General features: G+C 70.4%; 23 protein-coding genes. 4 read left to right on the top strand and 19 right to left on the bottom strand.

The window, feature by feature from the left end; translation table 11 throughout:
- Positions 1-19 precede the first annotated feature (19 nt).
- From KV394_RS11165 to dapE, 3 genes are all read right to left on the bottom strand, one after another.
- Positions 20-193, bottom strand: coding sequence for a DUF3117 domain-containing protein (locus KV394_RS11165; RefSeq protein WP_136033199.1), 174 nt, complete (start codon positions 191-193; stop codon positions 20-22).
- 94 nt (positions 194-287) lie between these two features.
- A complete protein-coding gene (locus KV394_RS11160) occupies positions 288-1505 on the bottom strand; it encodes a hypothetical protein (protein ID WP_136035379.1) in 1218 nt (405 codons plus the stop codon).
- Positions 1487-2560 (bottom strand): succinyl-diaminopimelate desuccinylase, encoded by a 1074-nt coding sequence (gene dapE, locus KV394_RS11155; RefSeq protein WP_247981460.1) that lies wholly within the window; start codon positions 2558-2560, stop codon positions 1487-1489. The genes KV394_RS11160 and dapE overlap by 19 nt, the downstream gene beginning before the upstream one ends.
- A gap of 66 nt (positions 2561-2626) precedes the next feature.
- Between dapE and dapD the strand changes: the two genes are divergently transcribed.
- Both dapD and KV394_RS11145 read left to right on the top strand, forming a co-directional pair.
- The gene (dapD, locus tag KV394_RS11150; RefSeq protein ID WP_136033204.1) at positions 2627-3580 is read left to right on the top strand and encodes a 2,3,4,5-tetrahydropyridine-2,6-dicarboxylate N-succinyltransferase; all 954 of its coding nucleotides are present in this window, start codon (positions 2627-2629) and stop codon (positions 3578-3580) included.
- Between the two features lie 236 nt (positions 3581-3816).
- Positions 3817-5217, top strand: a complete 1401-nt coding sequence (locus tag KV394_RS11145; protein WP_247981459.1) for a DEAD/DEAH box helicase — start codon at positions 3817-3819, stop codon at positions 5215-5217.
- Positions 5218-5332: 115 nt separating this feature from the next.
- Here the strand turns inward: KV394_RS11145 and KV394_RS11140 are convergent, their stop codons facing one another.
- The 6 genes from KV394_RS11140 to KV394_RS11115 form a co-directional block, all read right to left on the bottom strand.
- On the bottom strand, positions 5333-6622 hold the full coding sequence (locus tag KV394_RS11140) for a citrate synthase (protein ID WP_136028647.1): 1290 nt from the start codon (positions 6620-6622) through the stop codon (positions 5333-5335).
- Between the two features lie 189 nt (positions 6623-6811).
- Positions 6812-7924, bottom strand: coding sequence for a succinyldiaminopimelate transaminase (gene dapC, locus KV394_RS11135; RefSeq protein WP_247981458.1), 1113 nt, complete (start codon positions 7922-7924; stop codon positions 6812-6814).
- A gap of 9 nt (positions 7925-7933) precedes the next feature.
- The gene (gene fdxA, locus KV394_RS11130; RefSeq protein WP_017203330.1) at positions 7934-8254 is read right to left on the bottom strand and encodes a ferredoxin; all 321 of its coding nucleotides are present in this window, start codon (positions 8252-8254) and stop codon (positions 7934-7936) included.
- Between the two features lie 9 nt (positions 8255-8263).
- Entirely contained in the window at positions 8264-8668 is a 405-nt protein-coding gene (locus KV394_RS11125; RefSeq protein ID WP_247981457.1) for a histidinol dehydrogenase, read from the bottom strand.
- Between the two features lie 46 nt (positions 8669-8714).
- On the bottom strand, positions 8715-9029 hold the full coding sequence (locus tag KV394_RS11120) for an AzlD domain-containing protein (protein ID WP_247981456.1): 315 nt from the start codon (positions 9027-9029) through the stop codon (positions 8715-8717).
- Positions 9026-9742 (bottom strand): AzlC family ABC transporter permease, encoded by a 717-nt coding sequence (locus tag KV394_RS11115; RefSeq protein ID WP_136045755.1) that lies wholly within the window; start codon positions 9740-9742, stop codon positions 9026-9028. The genes KV394_RS11120 and KV394_RS11115 overlap by 4 nt, the downstream gene beginning before the upstream one ends.
- A gap of 102 nt (positions 9743-9844) precedes the next feature.
- On the opposite strand from KV394_RS11115, the gene KV394_RS11110 reads away from it, so the two are divergent.
- On the top strand, positions 9845-10393 hold the full coding sequence (locus tag KV394_RS11110) for a helix-turn-helix domain-containing protein (RefSeq protein WP_136036699.1): 549 nt from the start codon (positions 9845-9847) through the stop codon (positions 10391-10393).
- Between the two features lie 8 nt (positions 10394-10401).
- On the opposite strand, the gene KV394_RS11105 is transcribed toward KV394_RS11110, so the two are convergent.
- The 4 genes from KV394_RS11105 to typA form a co-directional block, all read right to left on the bottom strand.
- Positions 10402-12027 (bottom strand): MFS transporter, encoded by a 1626-nt coding sequence (locus KV394_RS11105; protein ID WP_136045756.1) that lies wholly within the window; start codon positions 12025-12027, stop codon positions 10402-10404.
- Positions 12024-13070 (bottom strand): glutaminase A, encoded by a 1047-nt coding sequence (gene glsA / locus KV394_RS11100; protein WP_247981455.1) that lies wholly within the window; start codon positions 13068-13070, stop codon positions 12024-12026. Before glsA ends, KV394_RS11105 begins: the two co-directional genes overlap by 4 nt.
- A 108-nt stretch (positions 13071-13178) precedes the next feature.
- Entirely contained in the window at positions 13179-14063 is an 885-nt protein-coding gene (locus KV394_RS11095; protein ID WP_247981454.1) for an aggregation-promoting factor C-terminal-like domain-containing protein, read from the bottom strand.
- 171 nt (positions 14064-14234) lie between these two features.
- Positions 14235-16148 (bottom strand): translational GTPase TypA, encoded by a 1914-nt coding sequence (gene typA, locus KV394_RS11090; protein ID WP_136028639.1) that lies wholly within the window; start codon positions 16146-16148, stop codon positions 14235-14237.
- A gap of 120 nt (positions 16149-16268) precedes the next feature.
- On the opposite strand from typA, the gene KV394_RS11085 reads away from it, so the two are divergent.
- The gene (locus KV394_RS11085; RefSeq protein WP_247982865.1) at positions 16269-17042 is read left to right on the top strand and encodes a CPBP family intramembrane glutamic endopeptidase; all 774 of its coding nucleotides are present in this window, start codon (positions 16269-16271) and stop codon (positions 17040-17042) included.
- Between the two features lie 18 nt (positions 17043-17060).
- Here the strand turns inward: KV394_RS11085 and KV394_RS11080 are convergent, their stop codons facing one another.
- From KV394_RS11080 to gcvP, 6 genes are all read right to left on the bottom strand, one after another.
- The gene (locus KV394_RS11080) at positions 17061-17624 is read right to left on the bottom strand and encodes a PH domain-containing protein (protein ID WP_136028638.1); all 564 of its coding nucleotides are present in this window, start codon (positions 17622-17624) and stop codon (positions 17061-17063) included.
- Between the two features lie 2 nt (positions 17625-17626).
- Entirely contained in the window at positions 17627-19300 is a 1674-nt protein-coding gene (locus tag KV394_RS11075; protein WP_136028637.1) for a dipeptide ABC transporter ATP-binding protein, read from the bottom strand.
- On the bottom strand, positions 19297-20238 hold the full coding sequence (locus KV394_RS11070; protein WP_136028636.1) for an ABC transporter permease: 942 nt from the start codon (positions 20236-20238) through the stop codon (positions 19297-19299). The genes KV394_RS11075 and KV394_RS11070 overlap by 4 nt, the downstream gene beginning before the upstream one ends.
- Positions 20231-21157 carry an ABC transporter permease gene (locus tag KV394_RS11065; RefSeq protein ID WP_136028635.1) on the bottom strand — a complete coding sequence of 309 codons (927 nt, stop codon included), beginning with the start codon at positions 21155-21157 and terminating at the stop codon, positions 20231-20233. The genes KV394_RS11070 and KV394_RS11065 overlap by 8 nt, the downstream gene beginning before the upstream one ends.
- 101 nt (positions 21158-21258) lie before the next feature.
- Positions 21259-22911 (bottom strand): peptide ABC transporter substrate-binding protein, encoded by a 1653-nt coding sequence (locus tag KV394_RS11060; protein WP_136028634.1) that lies wholly within the window; start codon positions 22909-22911, stop codon positions 21259-21261.
- 215 nt (positions 22912-23126) lie between these two features.
- The gene (gene gcvP, locus KV394_RS11055) at positions 23127-25967 is read right to left on the bottom strand and encodes an aminomethyl-transferring glycine dehydrogenase (protein ID WP_247982864.1); all 2841 of its coding nucleotides are present in this window, start codon (positions 25965-25967) and stop codon (positions 23127-23129) included.
- Positions 25968-26008: the final 41 nt, after the last annotated feature.

Genomic DNA, 26008 nt, shown 5'->3' with positions numbered 1-26008 from the left:
ACGAGCGGACCCGGTTCGATCAGGCCGGCGTCACGACGGCACCCAGCACGTCGTGGAGCTCCTTCGCTTCGGCGTCGTTCACGGAGACGACCAGGCGGCCGCCGCCCTCGAGCGGAACGCGCACGATGATGAGTCGTCCTTCTTTCACGGCCTCCATCGGTCCGTCTCCGGTCCTCGGCTTCATCGCTGCCATCGTGGCTCCCTTTCCTCCGGTGGTATGGAACGAGTTTATCGGGTGACACCGCGCCGTGGACGTCACGCCGACACAATCCCGTTCTCCCGCGCGATCAGGGAACCTGCCAGAACGTGCTGCCGAGCGCATACACGTGGTAGATCCACACCCACTGACCGAGCAGGCACAGCACCAGCACGCCGAGACGCCAGGCGCGCGACCGGGGCACCGCGACCGCGCCCCACGCCGGGCTGAGCGGCAGCAGCAACCGGAACGTGCTCGACTGCGGGAAGAACACCGCCAGCAGGTACAGCAGGTAGCTCGCACTCCACAGGCGCAGGTCCGCACCCAGTGCCCGCACCGGGCGGGCGAACAGCAGCGCGAGGGCCGCGGCCACCACGAGCAGCACGAGCGCGACGGGTCCCCCCGCGGCGGGAAGCCCCCACAGCGAGAACCAGAACTGCGACGCCTGCACCCACCCCTCGAACGGCACGAAGCCGTCGACGCCGCCCACGATCCAGTGCCGACGCCAGGCGAGCTCGGTCGCGAGATACGCCCCGGGGTCGCCCGTGACGACGGCGGCGATCACCTGCCACGCGAAGCCGGTCGCGACCGCGAGCGCGCCGACCGCCACGATGTGCACCACCTCGCGCAGGGCGAGCGGATCGTCGCGGCGGTGGATCCAGCGGAGGATGCCGTGGAGGCCGAGGTACAGCGCGAACGCCAGAACCCCGGGTCGCGTGAAGCCCATCACCGGGATCAGCAGGTACAGCCACGCGTACTGCCGGCGGATCGTCGCGTCCAGGGCGAGGAACAGCAGCAGCAGGAACAGCGTCTCCGCATAGCCCACCTGGAACATCGCGGCCAGCGGCCCTGCGGCGAAGAACACGACCGCCCAGAGCGCGGCCCCGCTGCCGATGCGATCGCGCAGCAGGCGGTGCAGCGCCAGGCAGGCCAGGTAGCCGGCGACGAGGGCGAGCACGAACGCTCCCGCTCCCCACGAGCCGAGCACGAAACCGAGCGCCTTCGCGGCGTATGCGAACACCGGCATGAACGCCCACGCGTTCTCGGCGACCTCGCCGGCGTCGGTCAGCGGCAGCTCGCTCGGATACCCGTGGACGGCCACCTGCCAGTACCACTGGGCGTCCCAGCCGAGCACGAAATCGATCAGGCCCGCGTCACCGCCGAAGCGCGAGAAGACGGTGGACAGCGACGCCGCCGCGATCAGGAACCCCGTCGTCACGACGCGCGCGCCGAGATAGATCAGGCCGATGCGCAGCGGAAGGGGAAGCCGGGCCCAGCGACGTGCCGTGCTCAGTGCGAGGTGAGCCATGCCCGCAGGCCCTGCTCGACCGCCGCGATCTGCGCGAGCGGCACCCGCTCCTCGTCGTGGTGGGCGAGGTGCGGGTCACCGGGGCCGTAGTTCACGGCGGGGATGCCCAGCGCCGAGAAGCGCGCCACGTCGGTCCAGCCGTACTTCGGTCGCGGCTCGGCGCCGACCGCCGTCACGAAGTCTCGCGCGATGTCGGCGTCCAGCCCGGGGCGTGCCCCCTCGGCCGCATCCGTGATCTCCACGTCGAACCCCGCGAGCACCGCGCGCACGTGGGCCTCGGCGTCGGCGGCCGACTTGCTGGGCGCGAAGCGGTAGTTGACCTCGACCTCGCACGCGTCGGGGATGACGTTGCCCGCCACCCCGCCGGCGATGCGGACGGCGCTGAGGCTCTCGCGGTACAGCAGCCCCTCGACCGGGACCTCCCGAGCGCGGTACTCGGCCAGACGGGTGAGGATGGGCGCGGCGCGATGGATGGCGTTCTCGCCGATCCACGCCCGGGCACTGTGGGCGCGGACGCCCGAGGTACGCACGATCGCCCGCAGCGTGCCGTTGCAGCCGCCCTCGACCTCGCCGTTCGACGGTTCGCCCAGGATCGCGAAGTCCGCCTGGAGCAGATCGGGACGTGCCGCCGCCAGCAGCGCGAGCCCGTTCTTGGTCGCCTCGACCTCTTCGTTGTCGTACCACATCCACGTGATGTCGACCGCGGGGTCGGTCAGCTCGGCCGCGAGCTTCAGCTGCACCGCGGTGCCCGCCTTCATGTCGACCGTGCCGCGCCCCCACAGGTAGGGCTCGCCGTCGACCTCGATGTCGCGCGTGGGAAGGTTGCCGTTCACGGGCACGGTGTCGATGTGGCCGGCGATCGCCACGCGACGGTCTCGGCCGCGGTCGGTGCGGGCGACGATCGTGTTCCCGTGCCGGATGACCTCGAGGTGCGCGAGGGGGGCGACGGACTGCTCGATGGCGTCGGCGAGCGTCTTCTCGTCGCCCGAGACGCTCGGGATGTCGCAGATCGCGCGGGTGAGGGCAGCAGAGGACGCGGTCAGATCGAGCACCATGCCCTCAGCCTACCGACCGTCGTCATGCGGGCGGAGGCCCGGGTCGGCCCGCGATACCGTGGAGGTATGAGCGACGCGAGAACTGTGTGGGGCATCGGACTGACCACGACCGCCGGCGACGGCACCGTCCTGGACGCCTGGTTCCCCGAGGTGCGCACCGTCGCCCCCTCGACCGAGGACGCCGCGGCCGCGGTCGACGCCCTGGTCCCGCTCGCCGGGCCGGACGAGCGCCGCAACGTGACGGTCGAGGTCGTCCAGCTCCAGGTCGACCTCGACGCCGCCCCCGCCTCCACCGCGGACGCGTACCTGCGGCTGCACGCGCTGTCGCACCTGGTCGCACGCCCGAACGAGCTGAACCTGGACGGCATCTTCGCCCACCTGCCGAACGTGGCCTGGACGAACGCCGGACCTGTCCTGCCGTCCGACGCGGCCCGTCTGCGCCCGCAGCTCCAGCGGGCGGGTATCCAGGTGCAGGGGCTCGACAAGTTCCCGCGCCTGACCGACTACGTCCAGCCCGCCGGTGTCCGCATCGCCGACGCGTCCCGCGTGCGCCTCGGCGCCCACCTCTCCCCCGGCACCACCGTGATGCACGAGGGCTTCGTGAACTTCAACGCCGGTACGCTCGGCGCCTCCATGGTCGAGGGCCGCATCTCGCAGGGTGTCGTCGTGGGCGACGGCAGCGACATCGGTGGCGGCGCCTCCATCATGGGCACGCTCTCCGGCGGCGGCACGCACCGTGTCTCGATCGGGTCGCGCACGCTCCTGGGCGCCAACGCAGGGATCGGCATCTCGCTGGGTGACGACTGCGTGGTCGAGGCCGGGCTCTACGTCACGGCTGGCACCAAGATCGTGCTGGCCGACGGCCCGGTCACTCCGGACGGCGGCCGTCCGACAGTGAAGGGCGCGGAGCTGTCCGGCCGCGACGGCCTCCTGTTCCGCCGCAACTCCCTCACCGGTGCAGTCGAGGCGGTCCAGCGCGCCGGCGTCGGGGTCACGCTGAACGACGCGCTGCACGCCTGACACCGGGCATGCGGCCTCCGGCATGCCGCCACTGGTAGACTGACACCGCTGCTCGCGCCGCCGGCCGGTCAGCATCGTCGTCGTCTAGGGGTCTCCGAGGACCGAAGCGAGCGCCCGGCGCTCCCATCACTAGCCCGAACTGGCCATACGTACGGCGAACGGACGCGCGATCCGCCGCGTCCTCGCCCACCTCACCCCACTACCGCGCCCCTGTCGGGCGCTGACGGAGTTTCTGCATGCCTTCCTTCCTCGATCTCGGCGTTCCCGCCGAGCTCGCCGCCGTTCTCGCCGCCTCCGGCAAGACCGAGGCGTTCGCGATCCAGCGCGACACCCTTCCCGATTCGCTCGCCGGCCGTGACCTCCTCGGTCGCGGACGCACCGGCAGCGGCAAGACCATCGCCTTCGCCCTTCCGCTCGTGGCGCGGCTCGCGGCCTCGGGCACCAAGCGCCGCGCCGGGCTCCCCCGCGGCCTGGTGCTCGCGCCGACCCGAGAGCTCGCGACGCAGATCGCCGCCACCGTGGCCCCGCTCGCCGAGGCCGTGGGCCTCCGCGTCACCACCGTGTTCGGCGGTGTCAGCCAGCGACCGCAGGAGAAGGCGCTGCAGGGCGGCGTCGACATCGTGGTGGCCTGCCCCGGTCGCCTCGAAGACCTCATGAAGCAGCAGGTCGTGCGTCTGAGCGCGATCGAGGTCGCGGTGCTCGACGAGGCCGACCACATGGCCGACCTCGGCTTCCTCCCCGGCGTCACCCGCATCCTCGCGGCGACGCCCGCCGACGGACAGCGCCTGCTGTTCAGCGCGACCCTCGACCGCGGCATCGACACCCTCGCCCGCCGGTTCCTCTCGAACCCGGTCAGCCACGAGGTCGATGAGGCGAGCGTGCCCGTGGGCGAGATGACGCACCGCGTGCTGGTGGTCGACTCCACCGAGAACAAGACCGTGCTCGTGCGCGACCTGGCGTCCGGCACCGGCCGTCGCATCCTGTTCACGCGCACGAAGCACCAGGCGAAGAAGCTCGCCAAGCAGCTCACGGCCGCCGGCATCCCCGCGGTCGACCTGCACGGCAACCTCTCGCAGAACGCGCGCGAGCGCAACCTCGGCGCGTTCTCGACCGCTCCGGAGGACGGCGGGGTGCGCGTGCTCGTGGCCACGGATGTCGCGGCGCGCGGTGTGCACGTCGACAACGTCGACCTCGTGGTGCACGTCGACCCGCCCGTCGAGCACAAGGCCTATCTGCACCGCTCCGGCCGCACCGCGCGTGCCGGCGCCGCGGGCACGGTGGTCACGGTCGTGCTCCCCGAGCAGCGCCGCGACGTGAAGGACCTGCTGCGCAAGGCCGCGATCTCGGCCCCGCTCGAAGAGCTCACCCCGGCCGCGGTGACCGAGCTGGTGCCGGAGCGCGCGCCGCACGTGCGCCCCGCACCGGTGCAGCAGGCGCCGCAGCGCCCGGCCGCCAAGCAGCGGCCCGCCGGTGGCGAACGCAGCTCCGCGGCGACCCCGCCCGCGCGACGTCGCCGCCGCCGCTCCGGCGGTCAGGGCGGCGGCCAGGGCGGCAGCTACTCCACGCAGACCGGCGGCGCTTCGCGCCAGGGCGGCCAGTCCCGCCAGGGCGGTGGCCGCGGCTCGCAGGGCCGCTGACACCCCTGCCACCCGGAACGGTGCTCCTCTTCACGGGGGGCACCGTTCTGCGTTGCGCTGCCGGACGCCGAAACGCCCCCTCCGATGTGACGGAGGGGGCGTTTCGGGTGACGGCTCAGCGCGTCGGGAAGGACCGCTCGGGCGAACCCGTGTACAGCTGCTGCGGGCGGCCGATCTTGGTCTGCGGGTCGAGCTGCAGCTCACGCCACTGCGCGAGCCAGCCCGGGAGCCGTCCGATCGCGAACAGCACCGTGAACATGCGCGTCGGGAAGCCCATCGCCTTGTAGATCACGCCGGTGTAGAAATCGACGTTCGGGTAGAGGCGACGCTCGCGGAAGTAGTCGTCGGCGAGCGCGAGCTCCTCGAGCTCCTTCGCCAGGTCGAGCAGCGGGTCTGTCACGCCCAGCGAGGCGAGCACCTCGTCGGCCGCCTCCTTGACGAGCTTGGCGCGCGGGTCGTAGTTCTTGTAGACCCGGTGCCCGAAGCCCATCAGCTTCACGCCCTCTTCCTTGTTCTTCACCCGCTCCACGAAGCGCGCGACGCTCTGCCCCGAGTCGCGGATCTGGCCGAGCATCGTCAGCACGGCCTCGTTCGCACCGCCGTGCAGCGGGCCGGAGAGCGCCTGGATGCCGGCGGACACGGAGGCGAACTGGTTCGCGCCCGTCGAGCCGACGAGGCGGACGGTCGACGTGGAGGCGTTCTGCTCGTGGTCCTCGTGCAGGATCAGCAGCAGCTCGAGCGCCTTCGCCATGACCGGGTTGATCTCGTACGGCTCGGAGTTGACGCCGAAGTTGAGCTTGAGGAAGTTCTCCACGAACCCGAGGGAGTTGTCAGGGTACAGGAACGCCTGCCCGACGCTCTTCTTGTGCGCGTAGGCCGCGATCACCGGGAGCTTGGCGAGCATGCGGATCATGTTCAGCTCGACGTGCTCGGGGTTGTGCGGGTCGGTCTGGCCCTCGTAGTACGTCGACAGGGCGGCGACCGCCGAGGACAGCACGGACATGGGGTGCGCGGTGTGCGGCAGCGCGGAGAAGAAGCGCTTGAGGTCTTCGTGCAGCAGCGTGTGGCGGCGGATCTTCTCGTCGAACTCGGCGAGCTCGGATGCCGAGGGCAGCTCGCCGTAGATGAGCAGCCACGCCACCTCGAGGTAGCTGGTGCTCCCGGCGAGCTGTTCGATCGGGTAGCCGCGGTAGCGCAGGATGCCCTTGTCGCCGTCGATGAAGGTGATCTCGGACTTGGTCGAGGCGGTGTTCACGAAGCCGTAGTCGAGTCCGGTGTACCCGGTCTGCCTGGTCAACGTCGAGAAATCGATGCTGTCGTGGCCGGCCGTGCCGCGCACCACGGGGAATTCGGCGGTGGTGTCACCGATCGTCAGCTTCGCCGTCTGGTCTGCTGCAGCGCTCACGCGCCCTCCTCCTTTGTCTGACCGCCTGCGCGTCGCGGGGGTGTCAGCACGTTCGTGATCAAGCCGGAAGTGGCGATCTCTCGGCGCCGAGCGCCTGGTCGGGTGACGACCGAATCGCTTTTACAGCCTAGTAGTCCCACCGGCCTACTGTGACAACCGCCAAACAGATCGCCGCTGAGCTGAGGGAAGCTACAGAGCGCCGTCGTGCAGGCGCTCTGCCGCCGCGCTCACCCGCTCGGTCGGCGCGGTCAGCGCGAGCCGCACGTGCTGCGCCGCGTCGGCACCGTAGAAGAGGCCGGGACCCGCGAGGATGCCCAGGTCGGCGAGCCGCCCCAGCGACTCCCACGCGTCGCGTCCCTCCGTCGCCCACAGGTAGAGACCCGCCTCCGAGCCGTCGATGCGGAAGCCGGCGGCCTCCAGGGCCGGACGGAGCAGGTCGCGCCTGGCGCGGTACAGCTCCTTCTGCGCGGCCACGTGCGCGTCGTCGCCGAGCGCCACGGCCATCGCGTGCTGCACCGGAGCGGGCGGCATGAGGCCGAGGTGCTTGCGGGCGGTGAGCAGCTCCCCCACGATGCGGGCGCACCCGGCCACGAAGGCGGCGCGATACCCCGCGAGGTTCGACTGCTTGCTGAGCGAGTACACGCTGAGCAGGTTGGCGCGGCTGCCGTCGGTCACCCGCGGGTCCAGCACGGACGGGATCGGCTCCGTCGACCACGGGCCGTCCCACCCCAGCTCCGCGTAGCACTCGTCGCTCGCCAGGACCGCGCCCAGCTCGCGCGCGCGACGCACGGCGGCCGCGAGCTCCGCGACGCTCCAGGTGCGCCCGTCGGGGTTGCCCGGGGTGTTGATCCAGATGAGCTTCGTGCCCTCGGGCCACTCCGCCGGATCGTCGGCCGCGAGCGGTGTGGCTCCGGCGACGCGGGCGCCCACGTCGTACGTCGGATAGGCCACGCGCGGGTGCACCACGATGTCGCCCGGCCCGAGACCGAGCAGCGTGGGCAGGAGCCCGACGAGCTCCTTCGAGCCGATCGTCGGCAGCACGTTGTCGATGCGCAGATCCGGCACGCCGCGGCGGCGCGCATACCAGGCGACGATGGCCTCGCGCAGCGCGGGCGTGCCGACCGTCTGCGGATAGGCGTGGGCGTCTGTCGCCTCGGCGAGCGCCCGGCGGATGATGTCGGGCGTCGGGTCGACGGGCGAGCCGACCGAGAGGTCGACCAGACCGCCCGGGTGCTGCGCTGCGCGGTCACGGAACGGGACGACCGCGTCCCACGGGTAGTCGGCGAGGTCGCGGACGCTCACGGCCGGCGCCTACTCGCCCTGCGGCGGCAGCGCGGCGATGATCGGGTGGTCGAACGGGTAGACGCCGACCTTGGCGGCGCCTCCCGGCGAGCCGATCTCGTCGAAGAACTCGACGTTGGCCTTGTAGTAGTCCTGCCACTCGTCGGGCAGGTCGTCCTCGTAGTAGATGGCCTCGACGGGGCACACCGGCTCACAGGCACCGCAGTCGACGCATTCGTCCGGGTGGATGTACAACGACCGTTCGCCCTCGTAGATGCAGTCAACGGGGCACTCGTCGATGCAGGCGCGATCCTTGACATCGACGCACGGGAGGGCGATCACATACGTCACCGCTCCAGTCTACGTCGCGCTCGGCTCCCGATCCTCCGTCGGCGCGCTCGCGGGTCGTGCGGGCGGGCGCGAGAACGACGGCCACGCGACAACGAGCAGCACGATCCCCGCCGCCAGGTAGGTCCAGATGCGACCGGCGAGGGAGTCCTGCACCACGACGGAGCCGCCGGGGCCCACACCGGAGATCATGACCAGCATGCCGAGCATCCCGAGCCCTGCGGCGACGGCCGCCCAGCGGTCGTGGGTGAGCGCGCGGATCGCCACCAGGATGGCGGCGCAGGCGATCGCCGCGACGATCAGGCCGACCGGGATCGGGCCCCACATCACGCTGTGCGCGATGGTCCCGGCCACGCCGTAGACACCGCCGACCAGGGCCGCGGCGACCCACGACAGCACCCTCGAGATCCCGTTCACGCGCACCCCTCGATCCTATCCGCGCGGCGGTCGCGGCACCCGCCGATCAGCTCGCGAGCCCGAACAGGCGCAGCAGCGCCGCCACCAGCGCCGCCGCCACGACCACCACGAGGAACGACTGCCGCAGCCACAGCAGTCCGGCCGCCACCAGCAGCGCGGGCACGCGGGCGTCGACCGTGATGGCCTGACCGTCGCCGAGGGTCTGCACTGCGACGAGTGCCGCGAGCAGGGCCACCGTGAGCAGATCGGAGATGCGGGCGGGACGCGGCGCCTCGAGCACCTTCGGCGGCACGAGGTAGCCCGCGGCCTTGAGCGCGAGGCAGATCAGGGGGGCCAGCAGGACGGCGCTCCACAGGCTCATGCGCCGGCCTCCCGCGTCTCGAGCGGCTCGCGCCCCGCGTCGTCCCGCCCGAGCCAGTTGAACCACCCGACCGCGATCGCGACGACCGCGGCGATCAGCACCGGCAACCCCGGCATGAGGAACGGGGTCAACGCCGCCGCGACCACTGCCGCCGCCACGCCGACGGCCACCGCCTGGCGCTGACGGAGGCGCGGCCACAGCAGGGCGAGGAACGCTGCCGCGGCCGCCGCGTCCAAGCCCCAGGCCTTCGGGTCGCCGAGCACGTCGCCGACGAGGGCTCCGGTGAGGGTGGTCAGGTTCCAGCCGATGAAGATGCCCACGCCCGTGACCCAGAAGCCCACCCGGCGCAGGCGAGGGTCGTTCTGGGCGATCGCGACGGCGGTGGACTCGTCGATCGTGAAGTGCGCGGCGGCCGCACGGCGCCACGGTCCTCCTCCGACGAGGGGCGACATGCGCATGCCGTAGGCGACGTTGCGCACGCCGAGCAGCGCGGCCGAGGCGATCGCCGACGGGAGGGCGGCGAGGCCGCCCGAGGCGAAGACGCCGATGAACGCGAACTGCGACCCGCCCGTGAACATCAGCAGGCTCAGCACGCAGGTCTGCCACACGTCCAGCCCGGAGGCGACGGCGAGGGCACCGAACGAGATGCCGTAGGCGCTGGTGGCGAGCACGACGCCGAGCGCCTCGCGCCACACCTCGCGTTCCGCGGTCACCGGGACACCGCGCGCTCTGTTCGTTTGAGTGAACGCATGACCATCATTCTGAACAGCTGCTGGTGGATAGTCAAGCGAACGATCGTTTGACATGATGAACGCATGGAGGATCTCCGCACCCGCCTCGCCCGCACGCTCCGCCGCGAGCGAGAGGCCGCGAGCCTGTCCGTCTCGGAGCTCGCCCGCCGCGCCGGCGTCTCCAAGGCGACCGTCTCACAGCTCGAGAGCGGCGCGGGCAACCCCAGCGTCGAGACGCTGTGGGCCCTGGGCGTCGCCCTCGGGGTGCCCTTCGCGGTGCTGGTCGACCAGCAGGCCAACGCGCCCACGCTCATCCGCGCCGACGAGCTCGCGGGCGTGCCCTCGTCCGCCGCCGCCTACAGCGCGACCCTCCTCTCGGCCAGCCCGCCCGGCGCCCGGCGCGACGTGTACCTGATCCAGGCCGAGCCCGGAGACCCCCGCCGTTCCGACCCGCACCACCCGGGCACGATCGAGCACGTGATCCTGATCGCGGGCCAGGCCCGCATCGGCCCGCCCGACGAGCCCGTCGTGCTCGACCCCGGCGACTACCTCACGTACGCCGGAGACGTGTCGCACATCTTCGAGGCCACCAAGCCCGGGACGAGCGCGGTCCTCATCTCCGAGCTGCGCTGAGCGCCGCCTCAGTCCGAGCCGCTCGACGGCGACGGATCGGGGATCTCGTGCGGCCGGTACTGCGGCAGCCGCGACGCCGGGAGGATCGCCAGGGCGCTCACCGCCGCCAGCAGCAGCAGTCCGAGCTTGAGCGTGCTCAGACGCGCCTGCTCGTTCACGGCGACCGCCGCATCCACCTGCTCCTCCGTGGCGTCCGTCGACTCCAGCACCACGCGCAGGTCGTCGTTGCTGATGAAGTTCACGTCGTCCATCGGCACCTGCGCCACCAGCGACGGCGGCAGCTCCGGATGCTCGACCACCGCGCGACCGACGTTCAGGGCGAGCAGCGACACCAGCAGCGCGCCGGCGAGAGCCGTCCCCACCGCCGACGCGAGGTTCTGCGTCGTGCCGCGCAGGGAGCCCACGTCGCCCGCCAGCTCCGCGGGGGCCGCCGTGACCAGCACGTTGAACACCAGCGTGACCAGGGCGCCCTGTCCGATGCCGAACACGATCAGCCCCGCGATCGTCGGCACGGTCTCCCAGTTGTTCGTCACGACGACCGAGAGCCACACGAGCGCGGCGGTGGTGAGGGTGAAGCCGAACACCCCGATGGTGCGCGGGGGGTAGCGCTTGTAGAAGCGCACGACCAGTGTCGCGGTCAGGAAGACCGTGAGGTTGAACGGCATCATCGCCAACGACGTGTCGAACGGGGTCCTCCCCTGCACGATCTGGATGTACAGCGGGATCGTGAAGTTCACGCACGCCTCGAGCCCCACGACGATGAACATGGCGTAGACGGCGGCACGCTCGCGCGACGACCCCAGCACACTGAGGTCGATGAGCGGTACCTTGCCCTCCGCCATGCGCCGCCGCGTCCACAGGAAGAACGCCTGCCCCAGCACGAGGCCGAGCACGATGAACAGCGGTGCCGGCGACAGCCCCAGCACACTGAACGGGGCGGCCGGCGATGCGGCCAGCGCACCCCAGCCGTTGAGGTTGTTGAACCCGAGCGTCAGCAGCACGATCGCGCCGCCGATCAGGAGCGACGCCACGAGGTCGATGCGGATGGAGGCGTCGCCGCGGTCGCCGCGCAGCGTGAAGCTCAGGGCGAAGACGGCGACCGCGATCGCCAGCACGATGAAGAACAGCGGGCGCCAGCCGACGAGCGTGCCCAGTGTGCCGCCGATGAGGAAGGCGCTGACACCCGAGATGGCGCGGGCGGAGCCGATGGCCCCGATCGCGGTGGCCTGCTGGGATCCGCGGTAGTTCTCGGCGATCAGCGCCACGATGGACGGCACGATGATGGCCGCGGCCGCCCCGGCCACCGCCTGACCGGCGATCGCCCACCAGATGCCGGGGGCGGTGAGCATCATGATCGCGGAGCCGGCGAACAGGGCGACCACCACCCGGAAGATCAGCACCCAGCCGACGCGCTGCCCGAGCTTCGCGCCCGTCATCACGAGCGCCGCGACCGCCAGGCCGTACATCACGATGGTGGTGCTGGCGAGTGTCGGCGGCACGCCGAACTCACCGACCATGCCGCCCAGGGAGATGGGCAGCGCCGCCACATTGAACGACATCAGCACCTGCGCGAGGAACAGACTCACCATCGGCAGCCACGAGGTCTTCGCTGGCGCCTGCACCGTCTCCGTCATGATCGCTCCTTCCCCGCCGGTCGGGGACCGCTCCGCGAGTCGTCCGCCTGCGCGGGTGCGGAGGCGAACAGATTGAGCCCGAGCGAGCGCGACAGATGGCCGATCGCCATCTGCGACCGCACGGAGTTGCCCGCGTCGTCCAGCCGCGGCGAGAACCCGGCAGCCGCCCCTTTGCCCGGCGAGACCGCGACGATCCCTCCCGCGACACCGGACTTCGCCGGGAGACCGATCTCGAACAACCAGTCGCCGGAGTTCTCGTAGAGGCCGCTCGCTGCGACGACCGCGAGCGTGTCGCGGCACACGTCCGCCGTCACCACGCGCTCCCCCGTGATCGGGTTCACGCCGCCGTCGGCGAGCGTCGCCCCCATGACGGCCAGGTCGTGCGCCGTCACGCTCAGCGCGCACTGCCGCGTGTACACATCGACGATCTGGTCCGGGTCGCCCGCCAGGCGTCCGTAGCTCTTGAGCAGCCAGCCGAGGGCGCGGTTGCGGTCGTTCGACGCCGCCTCCGACGCGTACACCTCGCCGTCGAGGCTCAGCGGCCGTCCGGCGAACGCCGACAGCCCCTCCCGCACCCGTTCCCACTGTTCGACCGCGGTCGCGCCCGGCATCAGCGCCGTGGTCGCGATCGCGCCGGCGTTGACCATCGGGTTGCGCGGATGGCCCTCGTTCAGCTCCAGCGCGACGACCGAGTTGAACGCGAGCCCGGTGTTGTTGACGCCGACGATGTCGCGGACGCGCTCGTGCCCGTGCTCCTGGATCGCCAGGGCGTACACGAACATCTTCGAGATCGACTGGATCGAGAACGGGTGCAGCGCGTCTCCGGCGTCGTGCACCCCGCCGCCGACCTCGATGACGGCGAGACCGAACAGCTCGGGGTCCACCTCGGCCAGCACCGGGATGTAGTCGGCCACGCGCCCTCCGCGCTCACCGGCATAGCGGGCGTGGGCCTCCCGGACGATCTCGTCCACGCGCTCCCAGCCGGGCAGCGTGCCCGTCGAGACCTCCTGCGGGACATCGAGCCAGGCGACGGGATCGAGCACCACTCCTCCTCGGATTCGCGACGCTCCCCAGCCGTCACAGTCACCGTAGCGCTCGACCGCCTCTCAGGATAGGCCCGTCACGGTGCGTGACCTCCGGCCCGCTCGGGCTCAGTACCAGTTCATCGCCTGCGAGTGGCCCCAGGCGCTGCAGGGCGTGCCGTAGGCATCAGCGATGTACTTCAGGCCCCACGCGATCTGGGTGGCCGCGTTGGTCTGCCAGTCGGCGCCGGCCGAGGCCATCTTGCTGCCGGGAAGCGCCTGCGGGATCCCGGTGGCACCGCCATCGGCGTTGTACGCCCGGTAGTTCCAGCCCGACTCCTTGTTCCACAGCGAGTTCAGGCAGGAGAACTGATCGCCGCCCCAGCCGTAGCGGTCGGCCATCATCTGCTGCGCGGTCGCCTTCGCGCCGTCCACCGTGTTGGCCGCGGCGAGCGCGGCGGCGGCCGCAGCGGCCTGCTCGGCGGCGACGCGCGCCGCCTCCTCCGCGGCCTTCTGCTCCTGCGCCGCCGTGTACGCCTGCTGCAGCGCCGCGGTCTCCGCGACGACCTTCTCGGTCTCGACGGCGGCCTGCTCGGTCGCGACCGTCACGAGGAGCAAGGGCAGGGTCGCACGGTCGTCGAGGGTCTCCAGGTCATCCTCGAGCGGCGTCGTGTCCACCGGGGCCGCAGCGCTCACGTCGAGGCCGGACGCGGAGACCTCGGCGGTCAGGGCGTCCGCCGCTGCGACCGCATCCTTCCCCTTCGACACCGTCATCACGGCCTCGTCGGCGATGCGGGTGAGCGGTTCCGCACCGAAGGCCTGGCTCGTGATCGCGGCCGACGCGGCCGGCTGCGCGGTGCCGGTGGCGGGGGCGGCCGTCACCCCGACCGTGAGGGTGATCCCCACGAGGGCGGCGGCCGCGGTGCCCAGGACGAGCAGCGGGGTACGGGTGACGGCGGCGCGCGCGGCAGCCAGCTCGGAGGCGCGCCGAAGCGCACGGGTCTTCTGAAGCATTAGGTTCGACTTTCGGGTCGTCGTGCGCCCGATGCGGGACACTCATCGGGAGATTGCCCCGGACGCAAGTGAACGAGTCTGCGTCATCGACCTAGCCCCCACCTGGCATTTTCATGAGAAGAGGGCCCCACGCCGGAGCGTGGGGCCCTCTCGGAAGGGTGCGGGGATGCCTCAGGCGTTCGCGTCCTGACGCTTCAGGCGCGAGGCCTCGCGACCGCGGACGGTCTGGTCCAGGATCACCTTGCGGATGCGCACCTTCTCGGGCGTCACCTCGACGCATTCGTCGTCACGCGCGAACTCCAGGCTCTCCTCGAGCGTGAGCAGCCGCGGCGGCGTCATCGACTCGAAGTTGTCGGCCGTGGAGGAGCGCATGTTGGTGAGCTTCTTCTCCTTGGTGATGTTCACGTCCATGTCGTCGGCGCGCGAGTTCTCGCCGATGACCATGCCCTCGTAGACCTCTTCGGTCGGCTGCACGAAGAACGACATGCGCTCCTGCAGGGCGATCATCGCGAAGGGGGTCACCACGCCGGAGCGGTCGGCCACGATCGAGCCGTTCTGGCGCGTCGTGATCTGACCGGCCCACGGCTCGTACCCGTGCGAGATCGCGTTCGCGATGCCGGTGCCGCGGGTGGTCGTGAGGAACTCGCTGCGGAAGCCGATGAGACCGCGCGAGGGCACGACGAACTCCATGCGCACCCAGCCGGTGCCGTGGTTGGTCATGTTCTCCATGCGGCCCTTGCGGTTCGCGAGGAGCTGCGTGATCGCGCCGAGGTGCTCCTCCGGCGTGTCGATGGTCAGGTGCTCGAACGGCTCGTAGACCTTGCCGTCGATCTTCTTGGTGACCACCTGCGGCTTGCCGACCGTGAGCTCGAAGCCTTCCCGACGCATGTTCTCGACGAGGATGGCGAGCGCGAGCTCACCGCGACCCTGCACCTCCCACGCGTCGGGACGGCCGATGTCGACGACCTTGAGCGAGACGTTGCCGATGAGCTCGCGGTCCAGACGATCCTTCACCATGCGGGCGGTGAGCTTGTGCCCCTTGACCTTGCCCATGAGCGGCGACGTGTTCGTGCCGATCGTCATGGAGATCGCGGGGTCGTCGACCGTGATGGCCGGCAGCGGACGGATGTCCTCGGGGTCGGCGATGGTCTCGCCGATCGTGATGTCCTCGAAGCCGGCGATCGCGACGATGTCGCCGGGGCCCGCGGAATCGGCCGGGTAGCGCTCCAGGGCGCGGGTCTTCAGCAGCTCGGTGATCCGGGCGTTGCTGGTCGTGCCGTCGGAGCGGACCCAGGCGACCGTCTGGCCCTTCTTGAGCGTGCCGTTGAACACGCGCAGCAGGGCGAGTCGGCCGAGGAACGGGCTGGAGTCGAGGTTCGTGACCCAGGCCTGCAGCGGCGCCTCGTCGTCATAGGACGGCGCGGGCACGTGCTCGAGGATCGCCTCGAACAGCGGCTCCAGGTCGTCGTTGTCGGGCAGCGACCCGTCGGCGGGACGGTTCTGCGAGGCGGCGCCGGCACGGCCGGAGGCGTACACGACCGGAACGTCGAGCAGCGCGTCGACATCGAGGTCGGGCACGTCGTCGACCAGGTCGGACGCGAGACCCAGCAGCAGGTCGTGCGCCTCCTCCTCGACCTCGGCGATGCGGGCGTCGGGGCGGTCGGTCTTGTTGACCAGCAGGATCACCGGCAGCTTGGCCTCGAGGGCCTTGCGCAGCACGAAGCGGGTCTGCGGGAGCGGGCCCTCGCTCGCGTCGACGAGCAGCACGACACCGTCGACCATGGACAGGCCGCGCTCGACCTCGCCGCCGAAGTCGGCGTGGCCGGGCGTGTCGATCACGTTGATCGTGATCTCCTTGCCGTCGGCGTGCTTGCCCTTGTAGGTGATCGCCGTGTTCTTGGCGAGGATCGTGATGCCCTTCTCGCGCTCGAGGTCGTTCGAGTCCATCGCCCGCTCCTCGACGTGCGAGTGTTCGCCGAAGGAGCCCGTCTGGCGGAGCATCGCGTCGACGAGCGTGGTCTTGCCGTGGTCGACGTGGGCGACGATTGCGACGTTGCGGAGGTCAGAGCGGAGGGCGTGCGCCATACAAGGGTCCTCAAAGAGTGTGGGGTTGCGCCGGGAAGCCGACGTTCCAGGATAACGTACGCGCCGGATCGGATCTCCGAGGCACGTCGTAGCATCGACTCCGTGACCCCCGCTCCCCCGATGTCCTCGCGCCGCGAGGGCCGTGCGCGCCTGTGGTGGGAGATCGCGATCGTGCTGGCCCTGGGGCTCGGGCAGTCGGCGGTCTACGCGATCGTGCAGCTGGCCTACCGCCTGACCGACGACGTGCCCCTGGCCGACCAGACCGCGACGCTCAACCCGTCCCGCAGCGACCGCGAGGTGTTCGACCTCGTCTATCAGCTGCTCTCGATCGGCTTCTCGCTCGTGCCCGTGCTGCTGGTGTGCTTCCTGCTGTGGCAGCGCCGACGACCGCACCTCGGGCGGCTCGGGCTCGACGGCACCCGCATCGGCGTCGACGTGGCCCGCGGCGTGCTGCTCGTGGTGGCGATCGGCGTGCCGGGCCTCGCGCTCTACCTCGGCGGCCGGGCGGCCGGCCTGTTCGTGGCCGTGAACCCCGCGGGACTCGACGCCCACTGGTGGACCGTGCCGATCCTGCTGCTCGCGGCGGCCCGCGCCTCCCTGCAGGAGGAGTTCGTGGTGCTCGGCTACCTCTTCGCGCGGCTGCGGCAGCTCGGCTGGTCGCCGTGGACGATCATCGTCGCCACCTCCGTGCTCCGCGCGACCTACCACCTGTACCAGGGGCCGGGGGCGTTCGTCGGCAACCTCGCGATGGGGCTGCTGTTCGGGTGGATGTACCAGCGGACGGGACGACTGCTGCCGTTCCTGGTGGCGCACTTCCTCATCGACGCGACCGTGTTCGTCGGCTACCCGTGGGCGGCCGCCACCTGGCCCGAGCTGTTCGGGCTGCCCGGGTGAGTCCGGTGCGCCGGGTGCTCAGCCGAGGTTGACCACGACGAGCGCGGCGGCGGCCCACAGCACGATCACCGCGAGCGCGATCAGCGCGGGGCCGTCCCACGTGCGACGGATGGGCGCGTCGGCAGCCGCCGCCTCCGACCAGCGGTCGCGGATGTCGGTGAGGGCCCGCAACCCGGAGGGCACCCGCGGCTCCGCGTCCTCGTCACGACGCTGACGGGGCGGGCGGGCGCGGGCCGGGCCACCCCAGGAGGTGAGCGTGCGGCCGTCGTCGAGCGCGAACTCGAGCTGCCAGCGCAGGTCGATGTCGCGCACGTGCCCCCAGCCGAAGCTCGTCCGGCGCAGGAGGTTCTGCACGGTCGCCCCGTGCGCGTCCACCCGCACGTGCGACACGAAGCTGATCTCGTACACGATCCACAGGGCGAGGAGCATCCACGGAGCGATCAGCAGCGCCTGCACGATGCTGCCGTTGACGACCGTGTCCCCCAGCAGGAACAGCACCAGAAGCACGCTGAGCACGAGGATGACGGTGCCCGAGGACGCACGGTAGGTCCGTGCGTCCTCGGGCTGTGCCGGCGATGCCACGCTCAGTGGCCGCCGAGAGGGATCGACGCACCCGGGATCGCCTGCAGCAGGCGCTCCGTGTACTCCTCCTGCGGATTCGCGAAGATCTCGTCGACCGTGCCCTGCTCCACCACGCGGCCCTTCTCCATCACACACACCAGGTCGCTGGAGACCCGCACGACCGCGAGGTCGTGGGTGATGAACAGGTACGTCAGGTCGAGCTCGGACTGCAGGTCGGCAAGCAGCTTCAGGATCTGGTCCTGCACCAGCACGTCGAGCGCCGACACCGCCTCGTCGAGCACGATGATGTCGGGCTTGAGCGCGAGCGCACGGGCGATCGCCACGCGCTGCCGCTGACCGCCCGACAGCTCGTTCGGGTATCGCGTGGCGAGGGACTGGGGCAGGGCGACCTGCTCCAGCAGCTCCTCCACGCGCGCCCGCTGCGAGGCGCGGTCGCCGACGCCGTGGATCTGCAGCGGCTCGGCGATCGTGTTGCCGATGTTGCGCAGCGGGTCGAGCGAGCCGTAGGGGTCCTGGAACACCGGCTGCATCCGGCGACGGAGCCCGAACGCCTGCGCGTTCGAGAGCCCCGACACGTCCTGGCCGTCGATCTCGATCGTGCCGGCGGTCGGATCCTCGAGCTTGAGCACCATCTTCGCGACCGTGGACTTGCCCGATCCGGACTCCCCGACCAGTGCGAGCGTCTTGCCGCGCGGGATCTCGAACGACACGTCGTCCACCGCCCGGAAGGCCTCGCTGCGGAAGTTGCCCTGGCGGATCTTGTAGTCCTTCGTCAGACCGGCCACCCGGACGGTCGGCGGGATGTCCGCGAGGTCCTCGAGCGTCTCGATCCCCCGATCCTCCACGACCGCCTGGATGCGCTGCGACGCCACACTGGGCGCCGCGGCCACCAGCCGCTTGGTGTACGGGTGCTGCGGGTTCTCCAGGATCTGACGGCTCGGCCCCGCCTCGACGATGTTGCCGCCGTTCATCACGATGATCTTCTCCGCGCGCTCGGCCGCGAGACCGAGGTCGTGCGTGATCAGGAGCACCGAGGTGCCCTTGTCCCGCGTGAGAGAGGCCATGTGATCGAGGATGACCCGCTGCACCGTCACGTCGAGGGCCGAGGTCGGCTCGTCGGCGATCAGGAGCTTCGGGTCGGCCGCGAGACCGATGCCGATCAGCGCGCGCTGGCGCATCCCGCCGGAGAACTGGTGCGGATACTGGTGCAGCCGTCGCTCGGCATCGGCCAGACCCGCCTGCTGCAGCACCTCGATCGTGCGTGCCTTGACAGCGGCACGCCCCTGGGCGATGCCGTTGGCGCGCACGGCCTCCTTGACCTGGAAGCCGATGCTCCACACCGGGTTGAGGCTCGACATGGGGTCCTGCGGCACGAAGCCGATGTCGCGACCGCGCACCGCCTCGATGTCGCGTCGGCTCAGGCCCGTGAGCGGACGGCCCTCGAGCGTGATCGATCCACCGGTGACCTTTCCGGTCCCCGGGAGCAGGTCGACGATGGCCGTGGCCGTGGTGGACTTGCCCGAACCGGACTCCCCCACGATCGCGACGGTCTCGCCGGGGAACACGTCGAACGTGACACCGTGCAGGACCTCGCGCATCCCCTCCTGCGAACGGAACGCGACCTTGAGGTCGCGGACACTCAGCAGCGGGATCTGGGCGGCGTTGTGGTCGCTCATCGGCGGGCCCTCGCCTTCGGGTCGAGGGCGTCTCGGATGAGCTCGCCGAGGCCGACGAACGCGAGCACCGCGAGGGTGAGCGCGATCGATGGATAGATGAGCGACATCGGGGCGATGCGCAGAGCCGCCTGTGCCTGGCTGATGTCGTTACCCCACGACACCACCGTGCCGCCGAGTCCGACACCGAGGAACGACAGGGTCGCCTCCGCCACGATCGCCGCGGCGAGTCCCAGGGTCGACACGACCAGCAGCGGCGCGATGCCGTTGGGGATCACGTGGGTCAGCAGCGTCTTGAACCGGGACTGGCCCAGCGAGCGCGACGCCATGACGAAGTCCGCCTGCCGCACCCGGAGGATCTCGGCGCGCACGACGCGTGCCGTGGACGCCCAGGAGAAGCCACCGATCGCGAGCGCGAGCGTCCAGACCGAGCGGTAGTCCGAGAGCACCGTCATCACGACCAGGGCGGCCAGGATGTAGGGGATCGCGAAGAAGATGTCGCCGATGCGGGACAGGAGCGCGTCGATCCAGCCGCCGTAGAAACCGGCCAGCGCACCCATGATGAGGCCCAGCACCGCGGAGATCACGGTGGCGATGAGACCGACCGACAGCGACGTCTGGGCGCCCCAGACGACGCGGGCGTAGATGTCGCAGCCCTGGAAGTTGAACCCGAGCGGGTGGCCTGGCGTCGGGCCCTCGTTGCTGTTCATCAGGTCGCACACGCGCGGGTTGACCTGCGTGAACAGGGTCGGCCAGAACGACATGACGATGAACAGCGCGGCGAGCAGCACCGAGAACCAGAACATCGGGCGACGGCGCAGGTCGCGCCACGCGTCGCGCCACAGGTTGCTGGGCTTCTCGGCGACGCGCACCGCATCGATGGCGATCGACTCGGTCTCGACCGGGGCGACGTAGTGCTTCTGCGTGGTGGGGTCAGACATAGCGGATCCTCGGGTCGAGCAGACCGTAGAGCAGGTCGATGACAAGGTTCACCAGCACGTACAGGATCACGAACACCGTGACGAAGGAGACCACGGTGGGCCCCTCACCGCGGATCGCCGCCTGGTAGAGCGTGTTGCCGACACCGGGGATGTTGAAGATCCCCTCGGTCACGGTCGCGCCCACGAGGAGCACGCCGAAGTTCGTGGCGGAGTTGGTGATGACCGGGAGCAGGGAGTTGCGCAGCACGTGCACCGGGATCACGCGGGTGCGCGAGAGTCCCTTGCTGTACGCCGTGCGCACCCAGTCCTGGTTGAGGGTGTCGATCACCGAGCTGCGCATCAGGCGCATGCTGACGGCGAAGAGGCTGAACCCGAGCACGAGGGCGGGCAGCCAGAGGCCGCCCCAGTCGTTGTCGGAGCCGACGGTCGGGCTGAACCAGCCCCACTGGATCGCCAGGAAGTACTGGGCCAAGAAGCACAGCACGAAGATCGGGATCGCCAGGGCGACGAGCGCGACCAGTAGGGCGGTCGTGTCGAACAGCTTGCCCTTGCGCAGCGCCGAGATCGTGCCGATCGTGATCGCGAGCGTGAACTCGATCCCGATCGCCATGACGGCGAGCCGACCGGTGACCGGAAGCGTGTCGACGAGAACCGCGGAGACCGGGCGACCGGAGAAGGTCGTGCCGAGGTCACCCTGGAAGACACCGGTGATGTAGTACCAGTACTGGACCAGGAACGGCTCGTTGAGGTGGTACTCCTCGCGCAGGGCGTTGACGAGAGCCTCATTGGGCGTGCGATCGCCGAACAGAGCCAGGATCGGGTCGCCCGGCATGGCGAACACGAGGAAGTAGATGAGCAGGGTGGCCCCGAAGAACACGGGGATCACCTGGAGAAGACGTCTGATGATATAGCTGGGCATCCGCAGTCCCTTTCGGGAGGGCGCGAACAGACCGAACGGGAGCACCCGACGAGGCGGTGACGGAAACCGTCACCGCCTCGCGGGTGCGAGCTCCGTCAGGCCTATTCGGCAGCCTTCGTGATCTCGTAGTACAGCGGGACCGAGTTCCAGCCGAACGTGACGTTGTCGACCGTGTCGGCGTAGCCACCGGTCACGTTGGAGTACCACAGCGGGATCGCGGGGAGATCGTTGAACAGGATCTCCTGCGCCTTGGTGAACTCCTCGACCTGAGCCGCGGTGTCGGTGTTGCTGATGCCCTCGGCGATCAGCGCGTCGAACTCGGGGTTCGAGTAGTCACCGTCGTTGGAGCCGGCGTTGGTCGCGTAGAGCGGGCCGAGGAAGTTGTACAGACCGGGGTAGTCGGCCTGCCAACCCGAACGGGCAGCGGTCTTGATGCTGTTGTTGTTGATCTCCTCGCGGATGACCGAGAAGGTCGGGTACGGGTCGCCCGATGCCTCGATGCCCAGCGTGTTGGAGATCGCGTTGGTCACGGCGTCGACCCACTCCTGGTGGCCACCGTCGGTGTTGTAGGCGATCTTGAACTCGCCCTCCCACGGGGAGATGGCGTCGGCCTCGGCCCACAGCTCCTTGGCCTTCTCGGGGTCGTACTTCAGGACCTCGTTGCCCTTGATCGAGTCGGACCAGCCGTCGATGACCGGCGACGTGAAGTCGGAGGCCGTGGTGCGGGTGCCGAAGAAGATCTTGTCGGTGATCTGGTCGCGGTCGAACGCCATCGAGATGGCCTGACGACGGAGGATGCCCTCCTCGCCGGAGAAGTGCGGCAGGAACTGACCGATCGTGAACGACTGGAAGACGGCCGACGGCTGGTTCACCGCGCGGTCGCCCAGGTCGTCCTGGAAGGTCGGCAGCGACACGGACGGGATGACGTCGATGACGTCGACCTTGTTGCCCTGCAGGTCGGCGTATGCCGCGTCCTGCGTCGCGTAGAAGATGATCGACAGGCCGCCGTTCTTGGCCTTGCGACCGCCGTCGTAGTCGTCGTTGCGGACCAGGTCGATCTGCACGTCGTGCTGCCAGGCGCCCTCACCGTCGAGCTTGTACGGGCCGTTGCCGATCGGGTTCTCACCGAACGCGTCGATGTCCTCGAACGCGACGTCGGGCAGCGGGTAGTACGCCGAGTAGCCGAGGCGCAGCGCGAAGTCGGCGGCCGGCTTGTTCAGCGTGATCGTGAACGTGTAGTCGTCCACCTGCTGCAGACCGGACATGTCGCCCTGCGCGCCGTACACGTCGGGGGTGTTCTGGAAGCCCTCGATGTCCTCGAAGAAGTAGCTCGAGAGGTGGGCGTTCTCCGCCTGTGCGCCGTAGTTCCACGCCTTGATGAAGTTGTCCGCCGTGACCTCTTCGCCGTTGGAGAAGGTCTGGCCCTCCTTCAGCTTCACGGTGAGGTGCTGCGGGTCCTCGGTGGTGATCTCCTCGGCCATGTCGTTGACCGGCTTGCCCTCGGCGTCGTAGTAGACGAGCCCGGCGAAGATCTCGTCCAGGATCTTGCCGCCACCGACCTCGTTCGTGTTGGTCGGGATCAGCGGGTTCTCCGGCTCCGAGCCGTTCGTCGTGATGATGGCATCCGGGTCGGCCTTGGCCCCACCGTTGCCGCCGTCACCGGTGTTGCCGGATCCGCCCGCGCAGCCCGCGAGCGCCAGAGCGCCACCCGCGAACAGCGCGACGCCCGCCAGGGCGATCTTGTTGCGCTTCACTTTGTGTCCTCCTGTGGACGTGGGAATTCTGCGTGCGCATCGTCGAGCACGCAGGGATACCTGAGCGTAACCCGCGAGTCCGCCCGCCGACGCACTCGGCTAACGAACTGTTACTGAGTGGTGACCAATCGTCACACGCGCGAAACATGCGGAAACGCGGACGGCGCCGCGCCACCCGGAGGTGACCGCGACGCCGTCCGCGGATCAGCAGGGACTCAGGCGAACGCCTCCACCGGCGGGCACGCGCACACCAGGTTGCGGTCGCCGTACGCCTGGTCGATCCGGCGCACCGGCGGCCAGTACTTGGCTGCCACGAGCGAGCGCACCGGGTAGGCAGCCTCCTCGCGCGTGTAGGCGTGCGTCCACTCCCCCGCGATGAGCGACACCGCGGTGTGCGGTGCGTGCACGAGCGGGTTGTCGTCGGCCGGCCAGCGTCCGGCGGCCACCGCGTCGGCCTCGGCCTTGATCATGATCATGGCCTCGATGAACCGCTCGATCTCGTCGAGGTCCTCCGACTCGGTCGGCTCCACCATCAGGGTGCCGGCGACCGGGAACGACATCGTCGGCGCGTGGAACCCGTAGTCGATGAGGCGCTTGGCGACGTCGTCGACCGTGATGCCCGTTGCCTCCTTGAGCGGACGCAGGTCGAGGATGCACTCGTGCGCGACCCGGCCGTTCTCGCCCGTGTAGAGCACGGGGAAGTGCGAGCCGAGCCGCTCCGCGATGTAGTTCGCCGAGAGCACGGCCGCTGCGGTCGCCCGGCGCAGCCCGTCGGCTCCCATCATGCGCACGTAGGCCCACGAGATCGGCAGGATGCCCGCCGAGCCGTAGGGGGCCGCCGAGATGACCGCACCGTCGAACGTGTAGCCGCCGAAATGCTCGGCGCGCTGTGCCAGCGGGTGCGAGGGCAGGTACGGGGCCAGGTGCGCCTTCGCCGCGACCGGGCCGATGCCGGGGCCACCCCCGCCGTGCGGGATCGCGAACGTCTTGTGCAGGTTGAGGTGCGAGACGTCGCCGCCCAGGTCGCCGAAGCGCGCGTAGCCGAGAAGCGCGTTGAGGTTCGCGCCGTCGACGTACACCTGACCGCCGGCCTCGTGCACCGCCGTCGTGATCTCGACCACCTGCTCCTCGTACACCCCGTGCGTCGAGGGGTACGTGATCATCAGCGCAGCGAGCTCATCGGCGTGCTGCGCGATCTTGGCGCGGAGGTCGTCGAGGTCGACGTTACCGAGCGCATCGCTGGCCACGACCACGACCTTCATGCCCGCCAGCACGGCCGACGCGGCGTTCGTGCCGTGCGCCGACGACGGGATGAGGCACACCGTGCGGTGCGCGTCGCCGTTCGCGTGGTGGTAGCCGCGGATCGCGAGCAGGCCGGCGAGCTCGCCCTGCGACCCCGCGTTCGGCTGCAGCGACACCGCGTCGTAGCCGGTGATCTCGGCGAGCCAGCTCTCGAGCTGATCGATCAGTTCGAGATAGCCCTGCACGTCGTCCGCCGGGGCGAACGGGTGGATGCCGGCGAACTCGGGCCACGTGATCGCCGCCATCTCGGTCGCCGCGTTCAGCTTCATGGTGCACGAGCCGAGCGGGATCATGCCGCGATCGAGCGCGTAGTCGCGGTCGGACAGGCTCTTGAGGTAGCGCATCATCGCGGTCTCGCTGCGGTGCGCGTGGAACACCGGGTGCGTGAGGTACTCGTCCGCGCGGCGGAGAGCCTCCGGCAGCGCGACCGAGACACCCGCGACGAACGCGAACGCCCGCTCCGTCGGCCCGCCGAACACCAGCGCCACGCGGTGCAGGTCGGTGAACGTCGTCGTCTCGTCCACCGCGACACCGATCGTGTCGGCGTCGGCGACCCGCAGCAGGATGCCGTGCTCCTCGCGCGCGCGGGCGGCATGCTCCGCCGCGGCGCCAGGCACCCGCACCGTGAGCGTGTCGAAGAAGTGCTCGTGCACGACCTCGGCCCCCGCCTCGACCAGCCAGTCACGCAACAGGGTGGCCTTGCCGGCGACGCCCTGGGCGATCGAGCGCAGCCCGTCGGGGCCGTGGTACACCGCGTACATCGAAGCCATGACCGCGAGCAGCACCTGCGCCGTGCAGATGTTGGACGTGGCCTTCTCCCGGCGGATGTGCTGCTCGCGCGTCTGCAGCGAGAGCCGGTACGCGGGCTTGCCGTCGGCATCGACCGACACTCCGACCAGTCGCCCCGGCAGCTGGCGCTCGAGGCCGGAGCGCACCGCCATGTAGCCGGCGTGCGGTCCGCCGAAGCCCATCGGCACGCCGAAGCGCTGCGTGGTGCCGACCGCGACGTCGGCACCCATCGTCCCCGGGGCCGTGAGCAGTGTGAGTGCCAGCAGGTCGGCCGCGGCCACGGCGAGACCACCCGCGAGGTGCGCGGCCTCGAACACCGCCGTCGGGTCCCACACGCGACCGGACGCGCCGGGGTACTGCACGAACACGCCGAACAGCTCGTCCGGCAGCTCCTCGCCCGCCGCGAGGCCGACCGTCACGAGCTCGACACCGAGGGCGTCCGCGCGGGACGCGAGCATGGCCCTGGTCTGCGGCAGCGCGTCGGCGTCGACCACGAACACGTTCGACGAGGACTTCGAGGCCCGCCGCGCGAGCAGCATCCCCTCGACCACGGCCGTGGACTCGTCGAGCATCGACGCGTTCGCGGTGCTGAGGCCGGTGAGCTCGGCGACCATCGTCTGGAAGTTGATGAGCGCCTCCAGGCGCCCCTGCGAGATCTCGGGCTGGTACGGCGTGTAAGCCGTGTACCAGGAGGGGTTCTCCAGCACGTTGCGCTGGATCACCTGGGGCGTGATGGTGCCGTAGTACCCGAGGCCGATCATCGCGCGGCGGACCGTGTTGCGCGACGCGAGCGCCCGCAGCTCGGCCAGGGCCTCGGTCTCGCTCGCGGCGGCGGGGATGCGCGACTCCGCGACCGCGGCCTCCGGCCCCGTGTAGATCGAGGCGGGGACGGCCTGGCGCATGAGCGTCTCGACCGGGCTGGTGGGCCCGTCCTCCGCGCCGCCGAGCCCGAGCGCGTCGAGCATCGTGCGCTGTGCGGCCTCGGTGGGTCCGATGTGACGATCGG

Source organism: Microbacterium sufflavum (assembly GCF_023101165.1).
Taxonomy (GTDB): domain Bacteria; phylum Actinomycetota; class Actinomycetes; order Actinomycetales; family Microbacteriaceae; genus Microbacterium; species Microbacterium sufflavum.
Note: the sequence above shows the minus strand (reverse complement) of the source record. Positions and strands in the feature narration are given on the sequence as shown.

Bases quoted from the DNA above. Each gene is read 5' to 3' on its own strand.
- dapE (WP_247981460.1), bottom strand. From the start codon at position 2,560: ATGGTGCTCGATCTGACCGCGTCCTCTGCTGCCCTCACCCGCGCGATC.
- KV394_RS11070 (WP_136028636.1), bottom strand. From the start codon at position 20,238: ATGTCTGACCCCACCACGCAGAAGCACTACGTCGCCCCGGTCGAGACC.
- typA (WP_136028639.1), bottom strand. From the start codon at position 16,148: ATGGCGCACGCCCTCCGCTCTGACCTCCGCAACGTCGCAATCGTCGCC.
- KV394_RS11145 (WP_247981459.1), top strand. From the start codon at position 3,817: ATGCCTTCCTTCCTCGATCTCGGCGTTCCCGCCGAGCTCGCCGCCGTT.
- KV394_RS11105 (WP_136045756.1), bottom strand. From the start codon at position 12,027: ATGACGGAGACGGTGCAGGCGCCAGCGAAGACCTCGTGGCTGCCGATG.
- KV394_RS11065 (WP_136028635.1), bottom strand. From the start codon at position 21,157: ATGCCCAGCTATATCATCAGACGTCTTCTCCAGGTGATCCCCGTGTTC.
- KV394_RS11075 (WP_136028637.1), bottom strand. From the start codon at position 19,300: ATGAGCGACCACAACGCCGCCCAGATCCCGCTGCTGAGTGTCCGCGAC.
- dapD (WP_136033204.1), top strand. From the start codon at position 2,627: ATGAGCGACGCGAGAACTGTGTGGGGCATCGGACTGACCACGACCGCC.
- KV394_RS11085 (WP_247982865.1), top strand. From the start codon at position 16,269: ATGTCCTCGCGCCGCGAGGGCCGTGCGCGCCTGTGGTGGGAGATCGCG.
- KV394_RS11120 (WP_247981456.1), bottom strand. From the start codon at position 9,029: ATGAGCCTGTGGAGCGCCGTCCTGCTGGCCCCCCTGATCTGCCTCGCG.
- gcvP (WP_247982864.1), bottom strand. From the start codon at position 25,967: ATGCTCGACGCGCTCGGGCTCGGCGGCGCGGAGGACGGGCCCACCAGC.
- KV394_RS11165 (WP_136033199.1), bottom strand. From the start codon at position 193: ATGGCAGCGATGAAGCCGAGGACCGGAGACGGACCGATGGAGGCCGTG.
- KV394_RS11160 (WP_136035379.1), bottom strand. From the start codon at position 1,505: ATGGCTCACCTCGCACTGAGCACGGCACGTCGCTGGGCCCGGCTTCCC.
- KV394_RS11095 (WP_247981454.1), bottom strand. From the start codon at position 14,063: ATGCTTCAGAAGACCCGTGCGCTTCGGCGCGCCTCCGAGCTGGCTGCC.
- KV394_RS11110 (WP_136036699.1), top strand. From the start codon at position 9,845: ATGGAGGATCTCCGCACCCGCCTCGCCCGCACGCTCCGCCGCGAGCGA.